At 69.5% G+C, this 17870-nt stretch carries 15 protein-coding genes; 9 read left to right on the forward strand and 6 right to left on the reverse strand.

The annotated features are described in order from the left end of the window. Positions 1 to 69: 69 nt before the first annotated feature. Positions 70 to 288, reverse strand: coding sequence for a hypothetical protein (locus FB547_RS08860; protein WP_145741406.1), 219 nt, complete (start codon positions 286 to 288; stop codon positions 70 to 72). Positions 289 to 471: 183 nt separating this feature from the next. Then, positions 472 to 3315 carry a phosphoenolpyruvate carboxylase gene (gene ppc, locus FB547_RS08865; RefSeq protein ID WP_145741408.1) on the reverse strand — a complete coding sequence of 948 codons (2844 nt, stop codon included), beginning with the start codon at positions 3313 to 3315 and terminating at the stop codon, positions 472 to 474. Positions 3316 to 3398: 83 nt separating this feature from the next. Between ppc and hemC the strand changes: the two genes are divergently transcribed. The 4 genes from hemC (at position 3399) to FB547_RS08885 (ending at position 7575) form a co-directional block, all read left to right on the forward strand. Beyond that, a complete protein-coding gene (gene hemC / locus FB547_RS08870; RefSeq protein WP_145741410.1) occupies positions 3399 to 4325 on the forward strand; it encodes a hydroxymethylbilane synthase in 927 nt (308 codons plus the stop codon). A 17-nt stretch (positions 4326 to 4342) separates the two neighbouring features. Then, positions 4343 to 5116, forward strand: a complete 774-nt coding sequence (locus tag FB547_RS08875) for a uroporphyrinogen-III synthase (RefSeq protein WP_145741411.1) — start codon at positions 4343 to 4345, stop codon at positions 5114 to 5116. Continuing rightward, positions 5113 to 6204 (forward strand): uroporphyrinogen-III C-methyltransferase, encoded by a 1092-nt coding sequence (locus FB547_RS08880; protein WP_145741413.1) that lies wholly within the window; start codon positions 5113 to 5115, stop codon positions 6202 to 6204. Before FB547_RS08875 ends, FB547_RS08880 begins: the two co-directional genes overlap by 4 nt. An 87-nt stretch (positions 6205 to 6291) precedes the next feature. After that, the gene (locus FB547_RS08885) at positions 6292 to 7575 is read left to right on the forward strand and encodes a heme biosynthesis HemY N-terminal domain-containing protein (RefSeq protein WP_145741415.1); all 1284 of its coding nucleotides are present in this window, start codon (positions 6292 to 6294) and stop codon (positions 7573 to 7575) included. Positions 7576 to 7686: 111 nt separating this feature from the next. On the opposite strand, the gene FB547_RS08890 is transcribed toward FB547_RS08885, so the two are convergent. Then, a complete protein-coding gene (locus FB547_RS08890; RefSeq protein WP_145741417.1) occupies positions 7687 to 10917 on the reverse strand; it encodes an Rne/Rng family ribonuclease in 3231 nt (1076 codons plus the stop codon). A 559-nt stretch (positions 10918 to 11476) separates the two neighbouring features. Between FB547_RS08890 and FB547_RS08895 the strand changes: the two genes are divergently transcribed. The 4 genes from FB547_RS08895 to FB547_RS08910 are packed head-to-tail and all read left to right on the forward strand — an operon-like array spanning position 11477 to position 14681. Further along, on the forward strand, positions 11477 to 12589 hold the full coding sequence (locus tag FB547_RS08895) for an RluA family pseudouridine synthase (protein WP_145741419.1): 1113 nt from the start codon (positions 11477 to 11479) through the stop codon (positions 12587 to 12589). After that, complete coding sequence (locus FB547_RS08900; protein ID WP_145741421.1) at positions 12582 to 13253, forward strand: HAD family hydrolase; 672 nt, start codon at positions 12582 to 12584, stop codon at positions 13251 to 13253. Before FB547_RS08895 ends, FB547_RS08900 begins: the two co-directional genes overlap by 8 nt. 10 nt (positions 13254 to 13263) lie before the next feature. After that, a complete protein-coding gene (locus FB547_RS08905) occupies positions 13264 to 13635 on the forward strand; it encodes a Rieske (2Fe-2S) protein (protein ID WP_145741423.1) in 372 nt (123 codons plus the stop codon). Positions 13636 to 13637: 2 nt separating this feature from the next. Then, positions 13638 to 14681 (forward strand): S49 family peptidase, encoded by a 1044-nt coding sequence (locus FB547_RS08910; RefSeq protein ID WP_145741424.1) that lies wholly within the window; start codon positions 13638 to 13640, stop codon positions 14679 to 14681. A gap of 18 nt (positions 14682 to 14699) precedes the next feature. On the opposite strand, the gene FB547_RS08915 is transcribed toward FB547_RS08910, so the two are convergent. From FB547_RS08915 to FB547_RS08925, 3 genes are read right to left on the reverse strand one after another with little or no spacing between them, the layout of a single operon-like run. Next, entirely contained in the window at positions 14700 to 15854 is a 1155-nt protein-coding gene (locus FB547_RS08915) for an MFS transporter (RefSeq protein ID WP_145741426.1), read from the reverse strand. Between the two features lie 2 nt (positions 15855 to 15856). Then, the gene (locus FB547_RS08920) at positions 15857 to 16621 is read right to left on the reverse strand and encodes an SAM-dependent methyltransferase (protein ID WP_145741428.1); all 765 of its coding nucleotides are present in this window, start codon (positions 16619 to 16621) and stop codon (positions 15857 to 15859) included. Continuing rightward, entirely contained in the window at positions 16618 to 17199 is a 582-nt protein-coding gene (locus tag FB547_RS08925; RefSeq protein WP_145741431.1) for a Maf family protein, read from the reverse strand. Before FB547_RS08925 ends, FB547_RS08920 begins: the two co-directional genes overlap by 4 nt. Before the next feature lie 81 nt (positions 17200 to 17280). Between FB547_RS08925 and FB547_RS08930 the strand changes: the two genes are divergently transcribed. Further along, a complete protein-coding gene (locus FB547_RS08930; RefSeq protein WP_145741432.1) occupies positions 17281 to 17838 on the forward strand; it encodes a YceD family protein in 558 nt (185 codons plus the stop codon). Positions 17839 to 17870: the final 32 nt, after the last annotated feature.

A 17870-nucleotide genomic window follows, 5' to 3' on the forward strand; every position in this document is an offset into this window, starting at 1 on the left:
GGAGGGGGCCGACTATTTGCCCCCTCTCGGGGGAAATTGCAGCCCGTGTCGCTTCAGGGTCTGCCACCCTCAAGCGACGGCGAACAGCCCGATACCGAAAGCGACCGCAACGAAAGCCATCGTGACGATCCGGCCCGCAGCGAGCGCGCGCACCCGCTGCATGTGGCTTCGCACCGAGAACCATCGCCCGTGGGCGCGTGCGCAATGGCGCATGTGAGAGGCCAGCGCTTCGAAATCGTGATGGACGAAATCGATCTGCGAATGAGTCAGCGACTGCGGGGTAGACATTGCAACGGGCTCCTGAATACGACTCGAGCTGCCGCGCGATTGCGAGAGATAGCGAGAAACTTTGAACGTCCCCCGACCCTACTCTCTTAATTGACCTTACGGGTTGCTATCCCGCGTTCCTTGCGTAGGAAAGGGCGCACAAAACGCCCTTTCCTGGCTTGCTCGATCGATCCGGAGATCTGCTCAACCCGTGTTGCGCAGGCCGGCCGCCACCCCGTTGATCGAGATGTGGATGCCGCGCTGCAGCCGCTCGCCGCCTTCGCCCGCGCGGTAGCGGCGCATCAGCTCGACCTGCAGGTGATGCAGCGGATCGATGTACGGAAAACGGTGGCGCACCGAGCGCTGCATCTCGGCGTTGCCTTCGAGCCTCTGCTTGGCGCCGGTGATGAGCGTGAGCGCGTCGGAAGTGCGGTGCCACTCGGTATCGATCATCGAGAACACCTTCTGGCGCAGCTTGCGGTCGGTCACCAGTTCGGCATAGCGCGACGCCAGCGCAAGGTCGCTCTTGGCCAGCACCATGTCCATGTTGGAGAGCAGCGTGCGAAAGAACGGCCACTGCGCATACATGCGGCGCAGCAGCGCGGTGCGCTCCTTGCGCGCGGCCGGCGTTGGGGCCGAGGCCAGGAACTGCTCCACGCCCGAGCCGAAACCGAACCAGCCGGGAATGGTGAGCCGGCACTGGCCCCAGCTGAAGCTCCACGGCACGGCGCGCAGGTCGTCGATCTTGTGGCTCGGGTTGCGCGAGGCGGGACGCGAGCCGATGTTGAGCTCGGCAATCTCGCGGATCGGCGTGGAGCCGAAGAAGTAGTCGCCGAAGCCCGGGGTTTCGTAGACCAGCTTGCGGTAGGCCGACATGCTCGCGGCCGACAGCTCCCCGGCCGCCGACAGGAAGGTGGCGGGCGCCGACTTGGCCTGCGGCAGCAGCGTGGCTTCGAGCGTGGCGGCCACCAGCGTCTCGAGATTGCGCCGGCCGATCTCGCGGTTGGCGTACTTCGAGCCGATCACCTCGCCCTGTTCGGTGAGGCGGATCTGGCCGCGCACCGTGCCGGGCGGCTGCGCGAGGATCGCCTGGTAGCTCGGTCCGCCGCCGCGTCCCACCGTGCCGCCGCGGCCATGGAACATGCGCAGGCGAATCGGATGGGCCTTTTTCTTGTTGAGCTCGTCGAACAGTGCGACCAGCGCAATGCCTGCGCGGTAGAGCTCCCAGTTGCTCGTGAAGATGCCGCCGTCCTTGTTGCTGTCGCTGTAGCCGAGCATCACGTCCTGCTCGGCGCCCGAGCGCTCGATCAGCGCCTGGATGTTCGGCAGCGCATAGAAGGCACGCACGATGGGGGCGGCATTGCGCAGGTCCTCGATGGTTTCGAACAGCGGCACCACGATCAGGTCGCAGGTGGCGTTGCCGTCCATCTTGCCGCGCAGCAGGCCCACTTCCTTTTGCAGCAGCAGCGCCTCGAGCAGGTCGCTCACCGTCTCGGTGTGGCTGATGATGTAGTGGCGGATGGCGGCCGCACCGTAGCGCGCACGCGCGGTGCGCGCTGCCGCGAAGATCGCGAGCTCGCTCTGCGCGAGCGGCGAATATTCGGCATCGGGCACGCGCAGCGGGCGCGCGTCGTCGAGCAGCTTGAGCAGCAGCGTCTGCTTGGCCTCCTCGGCCAGCGAGGCATAGGCGGGCTCGATGCGCGCGGTGGCCAGCAGCTCGGCGATCACGGCCTCGTGCTTGTCCGAGCTCTGGCGCAGGTCGACCGTGGCCAGGTGGAAGCCGAACACCTCGACCGCGCGGATCAGCGGCCGCAGGCGCGGCGCCGCCAGCACGCTGCCGTGCTTCTCGACGAGCGACTCTTCCACCGTGTGCAGGTCGGCCAGGAATTCCTCGGCCTTCGTGTAGGGGTTTTGCGGCGGCACGGCGTGGCGCGCGGCTTCGCCGCCGGTGAGCTCGCGCAGCGTGGCCGCCAGCCGCGCATACACGCCGGTGAGCGCGCGCCGGTAGGGCTCATCCTTGCGGTGCTCGCTGGTGTCGGGCGAGCGCTCGGCCAGCGCCTGCATCTCGACCGACACGTCCACCAGCGTGGCGGACAGCGAGAGCTCGCCGCCCAGGTAGTGCACTTCGGTGAGATAGTGGCGCAGCGCCAGCTCGGCCTGGCGGCGCAGCGCGTATTCGAGCGTTTCGGCCGTCACGTTGGGATTGCCGTCGCGGTCGCCGCCGATCCACTGGCCCATGCGCAGGAAAGGCGCGACCGAAGGCACCACACCGCCCTGGCCCAGCGCCTTTTCGAGGTCGGCATAGACGCGCGGAATCTCGCGCAGGAAGGTGGCTTCGTAGTAGCTCAGCGCATTCTCGATCTCGTCGGCCACGGTGAGCTTGGAAAAGCGCAGCAGCCGCGTCTGCCAGATCTGCGTGACGCGGATGCGCATCTGCGTTTCGTTCTCGGCAAACTCGAGCGGCGTGAGCGCGTCCTTGGCGCCGGCGTAGGCGCTCTGGCGCAGCTTGATCTCGTCGCGCGTGGTGAGCAGCTGCGCAATGGCGCGCTCGGCATCGAGGATGCTCTTGCGCTGCACCTCGGTCGGATGCGCGGTGAGCACCGGCGAGACATAGCTGCGTGCCAGCGAGGCCACCACTTCGTCGGGCTTGACGCCGGCCTTGCGGATACGCGCGAGCGCGGTCTGCAGATCGCCGTCGGCGTTTTCGCCGGCGCGCTCGGCCTCGGTGCGGCGGCGGATTTGGTGGCGGTCTTCGGCCAGGTTGGCCAGGTGGCTGAAATAGGTGAAGGCGCGGATCACGCGCACCGTCTCGGCCGCGCTCAGGCCCTTGAGCAGGTTCTTGAGCGCGCGGTCGGCCGCCTGGTCGGCATCGCGGCGGAAAGCCACCGACAGCGTGCGGATCTTCTCGACCAGCGCATAACTTTCCTCGCCCTCCTGTTCGCGGATCACGTCGCCGAGGATGCGGCCCAGGAGCCGGATGTCGTCGATCAGCGGCTGGTCTTCGGCTTGCCGGCGCCTGGGCGGCGCAGGAGTCTTGCTGGCTTTCATTTCGATGTTTTTCCTGGTCTAGAAAAGAATGCGCCGCCTGCGTTGTTGCGGCGCAACATGCTAGCATTCCGGAGGTCTTCAACATGTACTTTTTGGGAGCGGCCTTGAGCAATATCGTGATCGCCACGCGCGAAAGCCGGCTCGCCCTGTGGCAGGCCGAGCACGTGCAGGCGCTGCTGCAGGAAAGAGGCCACGCGGTCAGCCTGCTGGGCATGACCACGCGCGGCGACCAGATCCTCGACAAGTCGCTCAGCAAGGTGGGCGGCAAGGGCCTGTTCGTGAAGGAGCTCGAACTCGCGCTCGAGGAAGGCCGCGCCGACATCGCGGTGCATTCGCTGAAAGACGTGCCGATGGACCTGCCCGAGGGTTTCGTGCTGGCCTGCGTGCTGGAGCGCGAAGACCCGCGCGATGCGCTGGTGTCGCCGCGCCATGCCTCGCTCGACGAGCTGCCGCAGGGCGCCGTCGTCGGCACCTCCAGCCTGCGGCGCGTGGTGCTGCTGCGCGCCCTGCGGCCCGACCTTCGCATCGAGCCGCTGCGCGGCAACCTCGACACCCGCCTGCGCAAGCTCGACGAAGGCCAGTACGACGCCATCGTGCTCGCGGCGGCCGGGCTCAAGCGGCTCGGGCTCGAACACCGCATCCGGGTCGCGTTCGATCCCGACACCATGCTGCCGGCTGCGGGGCAGGGCGCGCTCGGCATCGAGGTGCGGGCCGACCGCACCGAGCTGATCGCGCTGCTGGCCACGCTGGCGCATCCGCGCGATTGGCTGGCCACCGCCGCCGAGCGCGCGGTGAGCCGGTCGATGGGCGGCAGCTGTTCCATGCCGCTGGCAGCCCATGCGCGCTGGCAGGCCGATGGAGCGCTGCGCATCGATGCGGCCTGGGGCGACCCCGAGGGCAATGCCGCGCTGGTGCGGGTTCACGCGCAAGCCCCGGCCGCCGACTTCGCGCAGGCCGGCGCGCTCGGCGAACGCGCCGCCTCGCTGCTGCGCGACGCCGGCGCGCACTGAAGATTTTTCAAACAACGATGGCTGCCAAGCCCGTCATCGTCACGCGGCCGGCGCGCGAGGCCGCGCAATGGGCGGACGAGTTCCGGGCCGCGGGGCTGGATGCCGCGGTGCTGCCGCTGATCGCCATCGAGCCCGCCATCGACGTGGAGCCGCTGCGCGCAGCGTGGAAGCGGCTTGCGGACTACGCGGCGCTGATGTTCGTGAGCGCCACCGCGGTCGAGCATTTCTTCCTGCATGCGGAAGAAGGGCAACGCGCAACCGGCCCGCGCTTCTGGGCCACGGGGCCCGGCACGGCACGCGCACTCTTGCGTGCCGGCGTGCCGCAAGGCGCCATCGACGCACCGCCTTCCGACGCCGCCCGCTTCGATTCCGAGGCCCTGTGGGAGCGCGTGAAAGGGCAGGTCGGCCAGGGTGTGCGCGTGCTGATCGTGCGCGGCGGCGATGCGGCCGGCCACCCGAGCGGACGCGACTGGCTCGCCCACGAGATCGACGCCGCCCAGGGGCTGCGCGACACCGTGGTCGCCTACCGGCGCCTGCCGCCATCCTTCGACGACGCGGCGCGTGCGCTGGCGCTCGATGGCGCCGCGGGGCGCGCGGTCTGGCTGTTCAGCAGCTCGGAGGCCATTGCCAACCTGTGCGATGCCATGCCGGGCACCGACTGGCATGCGGCCGTTGCGGTGGCGACCCATGCGCGCATCGGCGAAGCCGCGCGGGCCGCGGGATTCGGTTCGGTGCGCGTGTGCCCGCCGCTGCGGGAAGCCCTGGTCGCGTCGATAGAATCCTTCACATGAGTGCCGCGTCCCCGTCCGACGACTTCTCCCCCCCATCTTCCGCCGCGCCGGTGCCCGCCACGCTGGCGATGGCGCAGTCGCCGGAGTCGCAGGCGGCCGCCGCAACGATGCTCTCGCGCATCGGCTTCGGCCTGCTGGCCATCGTGGCGCTGGCGGCCCTGGTGACGGCCATCTCCCTGTGGCAGAAGGTCAGCGGCATGCAGGAGCAGCTGGCGCGCCAGAGCGCCGATGCGCTGGCCCAGTCGCTCGAGGCGCGCACGCTCGCGCGCCAGGCCATCGACACGGTACGCGAGACCGCAGCCCGCGCTGCGCTCACCGAAACCCGGGTTGCCGAGGTCGCACTGCAGCGCTCGCAGCTCGAAGAACTGATGCAAAGCCTCTCGCGCTCGCGCGACGAGAACCTGGTGGTCGACATCGAATCGGCCGTGCGCCTGGCGCTGCAGCAGGCGCAGGTCACGGGCAGCGTGGAGCCCCTGCTGGCCGCCCTCAAGTCCGGCGACCTGCGCATCGCGCGCGCCGCGCAGCCCCGGCTGGCGCCGCTGCAGCGCGCCATGCAGCGCGACGCCGACCGCCTGCGCAGCAGCGCCAGCGCCGACAGCGGCGAAGCGCTGCAAAAGCTCGACGAGCTGATGCGCAGCGTGGACGACCTGCCGCCGCTCAACGCCGTGGCCATGCGCGGCTCGGGCCTCAATGCCTGGCAGCCCGAGCCCATTCCGGCCGATGCGGCCTGGTGGGAAAAACTGCTGCTGACGGTGCGCGCCGAAGCGCGGTCGCTGGTGCGGGTCGGGCGCATCGAACGTCCCGAGGCGGTGCTGCTGGCACCCGACCAGACCTATTTCCTGCGCGAGAACCTCAAGCTCAAGCTGCTCAATGCGCGGCTCTCGCTGCTGTCTCGGCAGGTGGACGCCGCGCGCAGCGAACTCGCCACGGTGGCCGCATCGCTGAACCGCTATTTCGATCCCGCATCGCGGCGCACGCAGGCCGCCGCGACGCAGCTGCAGCAGCTGCAGGCGCTCGTGAAGACCTCCGAACCCCCGCGCATCGACGACACGCTGTCGGCGCTGGCCACGGCGGCAGCGGGGCGCTGACATGAGCCCCCACGCTCATCACTTCGTGTATTTGCTGCCCAAAGGGGGCGCAGGCCTCCCTTGGGGCGGCCCGGCGAGGGGCCTGACGTGAGAGCCGCACTGTGGCTCCTCGCGCTGTTCGCCGTTGCGGCGGCGGTGGCGCTGTTCGCGGGCAACAACCAGGGCACGATCACCGTGTTCTGGCCACCCTGGCGCGTCGACCTGTCGCTGAACCTGGTGCTGGTCATCCTGCTGGCCGCGTTCGTGCTGCTCCATCTTGCATTGCGCGGCCTGGCGGCGCTGTTCTCGCTTCCGACCCAGGCGCGCCAATGGCGGCTGCAGCAAAAGGAACGCATGCTGCACTCGGCCCTGCTCGATGCCATGGTGCAGTTGCTCTCGGGCCGCTTCTCGCGCGCGCGCAAGGCCGCGCAAGCCGCGCTGGTGCAGGAAAAAACGCTGGCCGCGCTCGGCGCGAGCCTGCCGCAGGCCCAGCAGGTCCGCGTGCTGTCGCACCTGCTGGCTGCCGAGAGCGCTCAGGCCCTGCAGGACCGGGCCGCGCGCGACGCGCACCTGCAGCAGGCGCTCAACGAAAGCGTCGACCGCATCGTGCTGGCCAGTCCCGAAACGCGCGAAGGCGTGCAGCTGCGCGCGGCGCGCTGGGCGCTCGAAGACCGCGATCCCGCGGGCGCCCTGGCTCGGCTCGAGGAGCTTCCCCAAGGCGTGCAGCGGCGCACGCTCGCGCTGCGCATCCGCCTGAAGGCTGCGCGCCAGGATGGGCGCACGCTCGAAGCACTGGAAACGGCGCGCCTGCTGGCCAAGCACCGGGCCTTTTCCGAGGGCGCAGCGCAGAGCATCGTGCGCGGCCTCGCCACCGAGCTGCTGTCGGGTGCGCATGACCCGGCACAGCTGCTTCGCGCCTGGGCCGAGCTCGACGACGCCGAGCGTGAAATGCCCGAGGTCGCGATTCACGCCGCCCAACGCATGGTGGCGCTGCGCGGCGATCTGTCGCTGGCGCGCGGCTGGCTGCTGCCGGCTTGGGAGCGCATGGTGTCGCAGCCCCGGGGCCTGGGCGATATGCTGCGCGTCAAGATGGCGCGCGCGCTCGAGGCGGGGCTCGATTCGGTGGATGCCGACTGGCTGGCCCGCATCGAAACGGCGCAGCGCAACAACCCGCGCGACCCCAACCTGCAGTACCTCGCGGGCATGGCCTGCATGAAGCGCCAGCTCTGGGGCAAGGCCCAGCAACTGCTGATGCAGGCCGGCCTGGGCCTGCAGGACACGGAGCTTTACCGGCGCGCCTGGCTGGCACTGGCCGAACTGGCCGAAACGCGCGGCGACGAAGAGCAGGCCGCAGCGGCCTGGAAGCGCGCGGCGCAGACCGAGAAGGTCTGACCGGCAATCGGTCCCGCGCTGCGGCGCTTGCCGCTCTTGCATTCCCCAAAAAAAACGGCGCCGATGTGGCGCCGTTCTTCATTGTCCCCGAGCCCTCGGGCCCGGGCTTCTTCAGTTCACGCCTTGCGCATCGGAAGGCGCCTTTTCGAAGGGCAGCGTCATCGCACCGAGCTCGCGGCGGGTTTCAACCAGCACCAGCGGACCATCGTCGAGCACGATCGCGGGCGGGCGCTCGCGCGGCACATGCACCGGCTTCGGCTCAGCCGCGATCGCTGCGCGGGCCTGTGCAATGCGCTCGGCGTCCGAGTTCACCCATTGCAGGCCCGAGCTCTCGGCGATCTGCGCGAGTTCGGTCAGCGGCAGCTCGAAGGGTTGCACCTTCGGCAGTGCACGGCCATTGGCTGCGGGCTTGCTGCTGCTCTCGACGGCGACAGGCGCCGCCGCGGCTGCAGCGACCGCGACCGCGGGAGTTGCGGGAGCGGCAGGAGCTGCTGCGGCCGGGCGATCGAAGTAGCTCCGCGGTGCCGGTTCGCGTGCTTCTGCTTCGGGCACTGCGGTGCGTTCGGCCGTTGCGAGCGGCTGGGCCGGCTGGCGTGCCGGTGCTTCGCCGGCCTCCGCGCTGTCGGCCGATGCGCCGGCCACGCCGGTTTCGCTGTCGTCGCGCGGACCGCGCTCGCGGCGATCCCGGCCGTAGCGGTCGCGCGAACGGCCGCGGCGCTCTTCGCCTTCGCGGCGCGGTGTCTGCTGCTCGCCGGTACCGGCTTCGCCTTCATTGGCCGGTGCCATTTCGGCGGCTTCGGCAATGCGGATGTCCGCTTCGTCGAGATTGGCGGGGGCCTCGCCGTTGGCGAAACGCGGCTGGCCTTCGCTGCGGCGCTCGCGGCGGCCGTCGTTGCGCTCGCCTCGCGGTGCGCGTTCTTCGCGGCCGCCGCGCGGCGCACGTTCGGCTTGCGCGCCGTCCTGCGGGGCGACGTTGTCGCCGCCGGATGCGTCGCGCGGTGCATCGTTGCCATTGCGCTCGCCGCGCTCGCCGCGCTCGGCCCGCTCGGCCCGCTCGCCACGTTCACCGCGTTCCCGGCGTTCGCCGCGTGCGCGCGGCGCGCGTTCTGCCGGCGCATTGCCTTCATCGCCAGCGGGTGCGCCCGATACCGGTTGCTGGGCTTCGAGGTTGCCGTCGATCAGTTCGGCCGATGCCGGCCGTGCCTCGCGGCCTTCGCCTTCGCGGCGCTCGCCGCGGCCACCGCGGCGCTGTTCGCCGTCGCGCGGGCCGCGTGCTTCACGGGGCTCGCGAGGTTCGCGGAGCTCGCGCGGCTCGCGTTGTTCGCGGGGTTCGCGCGGCTGGGCGGCTTCGCTGCGGATCTCGCTGCCGCGTCCTTCACGGCGCTCGCCTCCGCGGCCACCGCGGCGTTCGCCGTCGCGGCCACCGGAGCGGCTGCCGTTTTCACCGCGGCCTTCGCCGCCGCGGCCACCGCGGCGCTGTTCGCCATCGCGGGCGCCGCGCGCTTCGCCGTCGCGGCCCGGGCGGCCGCCATCACGGCGCGTGGGCTTCGGAGGCTCGACCGGGATCACGGCCGGCGCGGGCGCCGGTGCCGGCGTGCCGCCGAACCAGCTCTTGATGCGGGCGAAGAAGCCGGTCTCGGCCGGTGCCGGTGCGCTTGCGACGGGGGGCGCAACCGGTGCCGGGGCCACGGCGGCCGGGGCACGCGCCGGTTCGGGCCGGGGCGGCACCACGGGCGCGGGCGCATCGGGCAGAACGCCCTTGATGACCGGCGTCTGCTTGTTGGTGGGCTCCTGCGAGCGGCGCGTGACCGAGGTCGGGTCCTCGATCTCGTCGGCCATCTTGTAGCTGGCTTCGATGTGGTCCAGGCGCGGATCGTCGTGCTTCAGGCGCTCGAGCTTGTAGTTCGGCGTTTCGAGCGTCTTGTTCGGCACCATCAGCACGGTGACGCGCTGCTTGAGTTCGATCTTGGCGATCTCGGGGCGCTTTTCGTTCAGCAGGAACGAGGCCACTTCGACCGGCACCTGCACGTGCACGGCAGCCGTGTTGTCCTTCAGGCACTCTTCCTGGATGATGCGCAGGATCTGCAGCGCGCTCGATTCGGTGTCGCGGATGTGGCCCGAGCCGCCGCAGCGCGGGCAGGGGATCGACGAGCCTTCGCTGAGCGCCGGCTTCAGGCGCTGGCGGCTCATTTCCATCAGGCCGAACTTGCTGATCGAGCCGAACTGCACGCGGGCGCGGTCTTGCCGCAGCGCGTCGCGCAGGCGGCTTTCGACTTCGCGGCGGTTCTTCGACTCGTCCATGTCGATGAAGTCGATGACGATCAGGCCGCCCAGGTCGCGCAGGCGCATCTGGCGGGCCACTTCGTCGGCGGCTTCGAGGTTGGTGCGCGTGGCGGTTTCCTCGATGTCGCCGCCCTTGATGGCGCGCGCCGAGTTCACGTCGACCGAGACCAGCGCCTCGGTGTGGTCGATCACGATGGCGCCGCCCGAGGGCAACTGCACGGTGCGCGCATAGGCGGATTCGATCTGGTGCTCGATCTGGAAGCGGCTGAACAGCGCCGCGTCGTCGCGGTAGCGCTTCACGCGGGCGGCATGCTCGGGCATGACGTGCGCCATGAACTGCTGCGCCTGCTCGTAGATGTCGTCGGTGTCGATCAGGATGTCGCCGATGTCGTGATTGAAGTAATCACGGATGGCGCGGATGACGAGCGAGGATTCCTGGTAGATCAGGAAGGCGCCCTTGCCGCCCTTGGCCGCGCCGTCGATGGCGCTCCAGAGCTTGAGCAGGTAGTTCAGGTCCCACTGGAGTTCGGGCGCCGAGCGGCCGATGCCGGCGGTGCGCGCGATGATGCTCATGCCCTTGGGGTACTCGAGCTGATCCATCGCCTCCTTGAGTTCGGCGCGGTCGTCGCCCTCGATGCGCCGGCTCACGCCGCCGCCGCGCGGGTTGTTGGGCATCAGCACCACGTAGCGGCCGGCCAGCGAGATGAAGGTGGTGAGGGCCGCGCCCTTGTTGCCGCGCTCTTCCTTCTCGACCTGGACGACCAGCTCCTGGCCTTCCTTGATGACGTCCTGGATGCGCGCCTGGTTGGCGGAAACGCCTTCGGCGAAGTATTGCTTGGAGATTTCCTTGAACGGCAGGAAGCCGTGGCGGTCTTCGCCGTAGTCGACGAAACAGGCTTCGAGCGAAGGCTCGACGCGCGTCACGACGGCCTTGTAGATGTTGCCCTTGCGCTGTTCGCGCCCTTCGATCTCGATTTCGTAGTCGAGGAGCTTTTGCCCGTCGACGATGGCCAGGCGGCGTTCTTCGGCCTGCGTGGCATTGATCAGCATCCGCTTCATGATGCGTTGTCCTTATATGTATCGTTCTACCGGCCCATGACGGGCCAACGATGCACGGACGACGCCCGCGAAACGAGGGGAATTGCCGCTTGGCCCCGGATGTTGTCGCTGCCGCGCCGAGCGCGGACAGGCCTCTTGAGCGTCAGCTCAGGAAGACAACCGGGGTGGGGGCGCGTGGATGGGCGCGAGCCAGGTTCGGTGTTGAGCAGCTATCTTATTGATAGCTGGTTGCGCAATGGTGGCGCGCGGTGCGGATGACTCAATGCCTGAGGCCGCTGGCAGAAGCCAGGTGGGCCAGCGCAGGCACATTTGAATCAGCAGCATCAACACAAGGGACTCGCTTCGATCCGCCGGCAGCTTGGAAGCTGCAGGCTGGGTATTCCGTATCGGTGTTTCGTGGGTGTCGGCTTGACTTGGGCGCCACGCCTGCCACTTTGCGCAATTGCGCGGGGTTTGCAGGTTCGGCGCCAAAGCGGCATCGACCTCGCAGCATGGTCCTGGGCGTTTGACTGCAGTGATCTAAACTTCTGTCTAATCAAGCACTTACACGACCGCGCTGGTGAAAAACATTATAGGTGCGAAGCGAAGCCCCGCGGCCGCTCCAAATCCCGCAGTTCCAGATCCCGCAGTCCCAAAGGCTGCGGCGGACGCCGGCGCGCCGCATGCGGCCATCAGGTTCATCACCGTCGATGCGGAATCCGCGGGCCAGCGGCTCGACAACTTCCTGTTCCGCCACCTGAAGGGCGTGCCCAAGACGCATGTCTACCGGATCATCCGGTCGGGCGAGGTGCGCATCAACAAGGGGCGGGTGCAGGCCGAGACCCGCATCGAAGCCGGCGACGTGCTGCGGCTGCCTCCCATACGGATATCACCGCGGGCCGAAGAGGGCGCTGCGCCGCCCGCGCCGGCGCGCGAATTCCCGGTGCTGCTGGAGGACGACGCGGTGCTGGCCATCGACAAGCCCGCCGGCGTGGCCGTGCACGGCGGCAGCGGCGTGAGCTTTGGCGTGATCGAGCAGCTGCGGACGGCGCGCCCGGGCGCCAAGTTCCTCGAACTGGTGCACCGGCTCGACCGCGAGACCTCGGGCATCCTGCTGGTGGCCAAGAAGCGCAGCGCGCTCGTGGCGCTGCAAGACCAGTTCCGCGAACGCGAGACCGGCAAGACCTACCTCGCGCTGGTCGAGGGCGCCTGGCCTGCCAACAAGAAGGTGCTCGATGCGCCGCTCGCCAAGTACCTGCTGCCGGGCGACGGCGCGGGCGCCGGCGAACGCCGCGTGCGGGTGGTCGCCAAGGACCATCCCGATGCCATGCGGGCCGTGACGCTGGTGCGCGTGCTCGCGCGGCTCACGCTGCCGGGCGATGCCGCGCCGCTGTCGCTGCTGGCGGTCACCATCAAGACCGGCCGTACCCACCAGATCCGCGTGCACCTTGCATCGGCCGGCCATGCCATCGCGGGCGACGACAAATACGGCAACTTCGAGCGCCAGCGCGTGTTGCAAAAGCTCGGCCTCAAGCGCATGTTCCTGCATGCCTGGCGACTGCAGTTCACCCACCCCGCCACGGGCGAGCGCGTGGCGCTGCAGGCCGGCCTGCCGCCCGAGCTGCAAGCGTTGATGCCGCCCCAGGCGATCGAAGCGCTTGCCCAACATCCCACTCCCACGGCCAATGACTGATTCCTCCAGACCCCTGCGCTTCGACCTGATCGCCTTCGATTGGGACGGCACGCTCTACGACTCCACGCGGCTCATCGTGCGCTGCATCCAGGCGGCCGTGATCGACGTCGGCGGCGCCAAGCCGAGCGAGAACGACGCCGCATGGGTGATCGGCCTGGGCCTGGCCGAGGCCCTGGCGCGCGCCGCGCCCGATGTGCCGAAGGAAAAATACGCCGAGCTCGGTGCGCGCTACCGCTACCACTACCTGCAGCACCAGGACGACCTCGTGCTGTTCGACGGCGTGCTGCAGATGATCGACGCCCTGCGCGCGCGCGGCCACAAGCTCGCCGTGGCCACGGGCAAGTCGCGTCGCGGCTTGAACGAGGCGCTGAAGTCGGTCGCGCTGCGCGACCGCTTCGACGCCTCGCGCACCGCCGACGAAACCTTCGGCAAGCCGCACCCGCGCATGCTGCTCGAACTCATGGAGGAGCTCGAGGTGCCGCCCGAGCGCACCCTGATGATCGGCGACACCACGCACGACCTGCAGCTGGCGCTCAATGCCGGCTGCGCGAGCGTGGGCGTGAGCTATGGCGCGCACGAGCCCGAGAGCTTCGACGAACTGAAGCCGCTGTTCGTCGCCCACTCGGTGGCCAGCCTGGAGGCATGGCTTCTGGACAACGCCTGAAAATCGCGGCATGAGCGAAGAACAGCGCATTCCCCTGTGCAATGCCGCGGAGCTGGTCGAAGGCGGCCGGGCCGTCCCTTTCGATGTGGTCTATGGCGGCGAGACCTGCCGGGCCTTCGCTGTGCGCTTCGAAGGGCAGCCGCATGCCTACCTCAACCGATGCAGCCACGTGGCCATGGAGCTGGATTTCCAGCCCGACCGCTTCTTCGACGACAGCGGCCAGTGGCTGCTCTGCGCCACCCACGGTGCGGTCTACCGGCCGGACACCGGCGAATGCGCCGGCGGCCCATGCCGCGGCGGGCTCGTGAAGATCGCCCTCAGCGAACGTGACGGCGTGGTGCACTGGCATACTGCCTGGAACCTCCATCCCCTGATTTTTTGACAATGACCGACCCGAACCGCACGGAACCCGAAGGTTTTGATCCTTTTGAGCCGGCCACCCCCATTGCGTCCTCGCAGGGCGCGCCGAGAAACATGGCCAAAGACCCCACGCAGCGTCCCGGATGGGAGCGCGCAACGCTCGAGAAGCTCGCCTTCGCTTCGCTCAACGAGCAGAAGGCGGCGCGCCGCTGGAAGACCTTCACGCGCCTGTCGTGGCTCGCCTTCTTCATCTTCCTGGTTTGGCTCGCGATGTCGCGCAACGCGCCGAGCGCCGCCAAGACCACGGCCCACACGGCGGTGGTCGAGATCAAGGGCGAGATCGCCAACGGCGGCGACGCCAGCGCGGAATTCGTGGTGGCGGCCATGAAGACGGCCTTCGAGGACGAGGGCGCCAAGGGCATCGTGCTGCTCATCAATTCGCCCGGCGGAAGCCCCGTGCAGGCGGGCATCATCAGCGACGAGATCAAGCGCCTGAAGGCCAAGCACAAGAAGCCGATCTACGCGGTGGTCGAGGAAACCTGCGCCTCGGCCGCGTACTACATCGCGGCCGCCACCGACAAGATCTTCGTCGACAAGGCCAGCATCGTCGGCAGCATCGGCGTGCTGATGGACGGCTTCGGCTTCACCGGCGTGATGGAAAAGGTCGGCGTCGAGCGCCGGTTGCTGACGGCCGGCGAGAACAAGGGCTTCCTCGACCCGTTCAGCCCGATGAGCGACGCGCAGCGCGCCCATGCCCAGGCCATGCTGAACCAGATCCACGCGCAGTTCATCAACGTGGTGAAAAGCGGGCGCGGCGACCGGCTCAAGCTCGACACCCCGGGGCTTTTCAGCGGCCTCTTCTGGAGCGGCGAACAGGCCGTCGAATTCGGCTTGGCCGACCAGCTGGGCAATGTCGACTTCGTAGCGCGCGAAGTCATCAAGGCCGAAGAGGTCACCGACTACACCCGGCGCGACAACGTGGCCGAGAAACTTGCGAAGAAATTCGGCGCCGCCATGGGCGCGGCCACCGTCCGCTCGCTGCAGTCCGCCACGCCGGCGCTGCGCTGAGGCCGGCGGCCAGTCGCTTCAAGACCGTTTGCCGTCCTCGCCCGTGAGGCGGGCCGAGGCCGCCAGCGCCGCGGCAAAGACCACGACCACATAGAGCGCGGCCGTCAGCGAGCTGGCCCGCGCGAGCAGGCCGATCACCGCCGGGCCGGCCATGAAACCCAGGTAGGCCACGGCCGAGACGGCGGCAATGCCGATGGCGGGTTCAACGCCGGGCACGCGCGCCGAGGCGCCGAACAGGATCGGCACTACGTTCGCAAAACCGATGCCGACGCCCGCGAAGCCGAGCAACGCGAGCCAGGGCAGGTCGGTCAGCAGCACCAGCGCCATGGCCACGGCCGCCAGAATGCCGCTGCCGCGTAGCAGCGCCGTCGGCGAGAAGCGCGCGCGCATGGCGTCGCCGCCGAAGCGCGCCGCCGCCATGGCGGCGGAGAAGCTCGCGTAGGCCAGCGCGGCCTGCTTTTGCGGGCTGCCGAGTTCCTGCTGCATGTAGAGCACGCTCCAGTCGTAGATGGCGCCTTCCGCAATCAGGCCCAGCGCGGCGAGCACGCCAAGCACCGCCAGCGTGCCGCGGGGCAGCCGGAAGCGATGGTCCGCCGGGGCGGCATCACTCGCGGCGGGCGGCCTGGGCAGCATGCGCGTCGACGCGACGGCAACCACCAGCACCATTGCCGCTGCCACCCACAGCAGATGCGCCTGCGCCCCGAGCCCGGCGGCCAGTGCCGCGCTGCCGCTCGCGGCGCCGGCCATGCCACCCAGGCTGAACATGCCGTGCATGCCGCTCATCAGGGGCTTGCCGCCGTGCAGCTCCAGCTGCGCCGCCTCGGTGTTGATGGCCACGTCGAACACGCTGGTCACCAGGCCGAAGACCGCCAGCAATGCCAAAAGGAAAAGATAGCCCGGCATCGCGATCAGGCCGGCAAGCAGCAGGGCATAGACGCAGCCGCAGAGCGCGGCCATGCGCCGCGGGCCGTGGCGGCCGATCCAGCGGCCGGCGCTGGTCAGCCCGAACATCGCGCCGGCGCCGGCCGCGAGCAGCGCCAGCCCGAGCTCGGCTTCGTCGATGCCGTAGTGCGCCTTGACCGTCGGAACATGCACGCCCCAGGTCGCAAAGATGAATCCGGACGAAAAGAACTGCGCGCGCGAGGCCCAGCGCGTGCCGGCGGTCACCCCCATCGTCAACGCCCGATCGCGAACACGGCCGGCAGGCGTTCGTCCAATGTGCCCGGCTGCGCCTTGGCGCGCCAGGATTTCACGGTTTCGCTGCGCACGTGGGCGCTGGCGAGCGTCAGGCCGCGTGCTACCGCGAGCCGGGTGTTGTGCTGCAGCGTTTGCACCAGCGCCTGCAGCAGCGCGGCGTTGCGGTAGGGCGTTTCGATGAACAGCTGCGTCTGGCCCGTCTTGAGCGCCAGCGCCTCGAGCTCGCGGATGCGCACCTGGCGCTCGCCGGCATCCTGCGGCAAGTAGCCGACGAAGGCGAAGTTCTGCCCGTTGAGGCCGCTCGCAGCCAGCGCCAGCAGCAGCGAGACGGGCCCGGTGAGCGGCACCACGGCAATGCCCAGGTCATGCGCGGCGCGCGCCACCGAGGAGCCGGGGTCGGCCACCGCCGGCATGCCGGCCTCGCTCAGCAGGCCGACGTCGTGGCCTTCGAGCGCGGCGGCCAGCAACGGGCGGGCATCGAACTGCCCCGCGTGGTCGCCCTTCTTGTGCACCTCGCGCGGCAGTTCGCGGATGTCCTGCGCCTGCAGCGGCGCCGCCAGTGGCGCGACGGCATCGATCCGCTTCAGGTAGGCGCGGGCCGACTTGGCGTTCTCGCAGATCCAGTGGGTGATCCCGGCGGCGGCCTGGATCGTGCCCAGCGGCAGGGCGTCCTGCAGCGGCGCCTGGGTGTCGCAGCCGAAGTCGAGCGGCGCGGGAACGAGGTAGAGCTTGCCGTGCGTCACAGGAGTTCGACCCCCGCGGCGCGCAGCATCCGGCAGGTGCGGATCAAGGGCAGGCCGACCAGCGCCGTCGGGTCGTCGCTGTCGATCGCGCTCAGCAAGGCGATGCCGAGCCCTTCGCTCTTCGCGCTGCCTGCGCAGTCGTACGGCTGCTCGGCCTGCAGGTACTGCTCGATGGCGGCATCGCTGAGTTCGCGGAACACCACCCGCACCGGCGCCAGGTCGCGCTGGACGAAGCCGGTGGCCTCGCAGACCACGGCCACCGCGGTCTGGAACACCAGTGTCTGGCCGCGCATCCGGCGCAGTTGGGCCGTGGCGCGCGCGTGGTCGCCGGGCTTGCCGAGCGCCTCGCCCGCCAACTCGGCCACCTGGTCCGAGCCGATGACCACGGCTTCCGGAAAGCGTGCGGCCACGGCGCGCGCCTTTTCGAGCGCCAGCCGCTCGGCCAGCTCGCGCGGCGTTTCGCCGGCCAGCGCCGTTTCGTCGACTTCGGGTGCCTGTACATCGAAGGACAGGTGCAGGCGGTTCAGCAGTTCGCGCCGGTAGCGCGAGGTCGAGGCGAGGATCAAGGGGCGTTGCATGGGCCAGATTGTGCGGGAGCCGCGCAAAACCCTCGGGCATGCCTTTGGGGGTGACGCGGCCGGCGCGCTAGACTGGCGCGGATGAAGAGAGAATTTGCCCCCCAACGGCTCGACGTGGCCGGCTTTGCCGCCGCTGCCGCCACCCTGCACGCCACCGACCCGGTTCCGAGCTATGTGCGCCTTGCCGCCGAACTGGCGGCTCCGGCGCCCGATGCCGTGGTCCGCTGGACGGCGACCGGCGAAGAACGCCCGGGCGCCGACGGCAAGGCCGTGCCCTGGCTGCACCTGGAAGCCGAAGCGACCGTGCCGCTGACCTGCCAGCGCTGCCTGACGCCTGTGGAGACGCCGCTGGTGGTGGACCGCTGGTTCCGCTTCGTTGCCGACGAGGCCACGGCGGAGGCCGAAGACGAGGAGTCCGAGGAAGACCTGCTCGTCGTGAGCCGGGACTTCGACCTGCCCACCCTGATCGAAGACGAGCTCCTGATGGAGATTCCCGTCATGCCCGTGCACGAGGTCTGCCCGGTCCCGGTGCGGCTCTCTTCCAGCGACGATGACTTCCAGGCGGCCGAAGAGGCCAAGCCGAACCCCTTCGCGGTGCTCGGCGCGTTGCGTTCGCGCAAGCCGGAAGAGGGCAAGTAGCCCTTTTTCGCCGCCTGGGCTATAATCATGGG

It is taken from the genome of Variovorax beijingensis (genome assembly GCF_007828835.1).
GTDB lineage: Bacteria > Pseudomonadota > Gammaproteobacteria > Burkholderiales > Burkholderiaceae_C > Variovorax > Variovorax beijingensis_A.

What these genes read in the sequence shown, in the direction of transcription:
- FB547_RS08860 (WP_145741406.1), bottom strand. Translation starts at nt 288, where the DNA reads ATGTCTACCCCGCAGTCGCTGACTCATTCGCAGATCGATTTCGTCCAT.
- ppc (WP_145741408.1), bottom strand. Translation starts at nt 3,315, where the DNA reads ATGAAAGCCAGCAAGACTCCTGCGCCGCCCAGGCGCCGGCAAGCCGAA.
- hemC (WP_145741410.1), top strand. Translation starts at nt 3,399, where the DNA reads ATGTACTTTTTGGGAGCGGCCTTGAGCAATATCGTGATCGCCACGCGC.
- FB547_RS08875 (WP_145741411.1), top strand. Translation starts at nt 4,343, where the DNA reads ATGGCTGCCAAGCCCGTCATCGTCACGCGGCCGGCGCGCGAGGCCGCG.
- FB547_RS08880 (WP_145741413.1), top strand. Translation starts at nt 5,113, where the DNA reads ATGAGTGCCGCGTCCCCGTCCGACGACTTCTCCCCCCCATCTTCCGCC.
- FB547_RS08890 (WP_145741417.1), bottom strand. Translation starts at nt 10,917, where the DNA reads ATGAAGCGGATGCTGATCAATGCCACGCAGGCCGAAGAACGCCGCCTG.
- FB547_RS08900 (WP_145741421.1), top strand. Translation starts at nt 12,582, where the DNA reads ATGACTGATTCCTCCAGACCCCTGCGCTTCGACCTGATCGCCTTCGAT.
- FB547_RS08905 (WP_145741423.1), top strand. Translation starts at nt 13,264, where the DNA reads ATGAGCGAAGAACAGCGCATTCCCCTGTGCAATGCCGCGGAGCTGGTC.
- FB547_RS08910 (WP_145741424.1), top strand. Translation starts at nt 13,638, where the DNA reads ATGACCGACCCGAACCGCACGGAACCCGAAGGTTTTGATCCTTTTGAG.
- FB547_RS08915 (WP_145741426.1), bottom strand. Translation starts at nt 15,854, where the DNA reads ATGGGGGTGACCGCCGGCACGCGCTGGGCCTCGCGCGCGCAGTTCTTT.
- FB547_RS08925 (WP_145741431.1), bottom strand. Translation starts at nt 17,199, where the DNA reads ATGCAACGCCCCTTGATCCTCGCCTCGACCTCGCGCTACCGGCGCGAA.
- FB547_RS08930 (WP_145741432.1), top strand. Translation starts at nt 17,281, where the DNA reads ATGAAGAGAGAATTTGCCCCCCAACGGCTCGACGTGGCCGGCTTTGCC.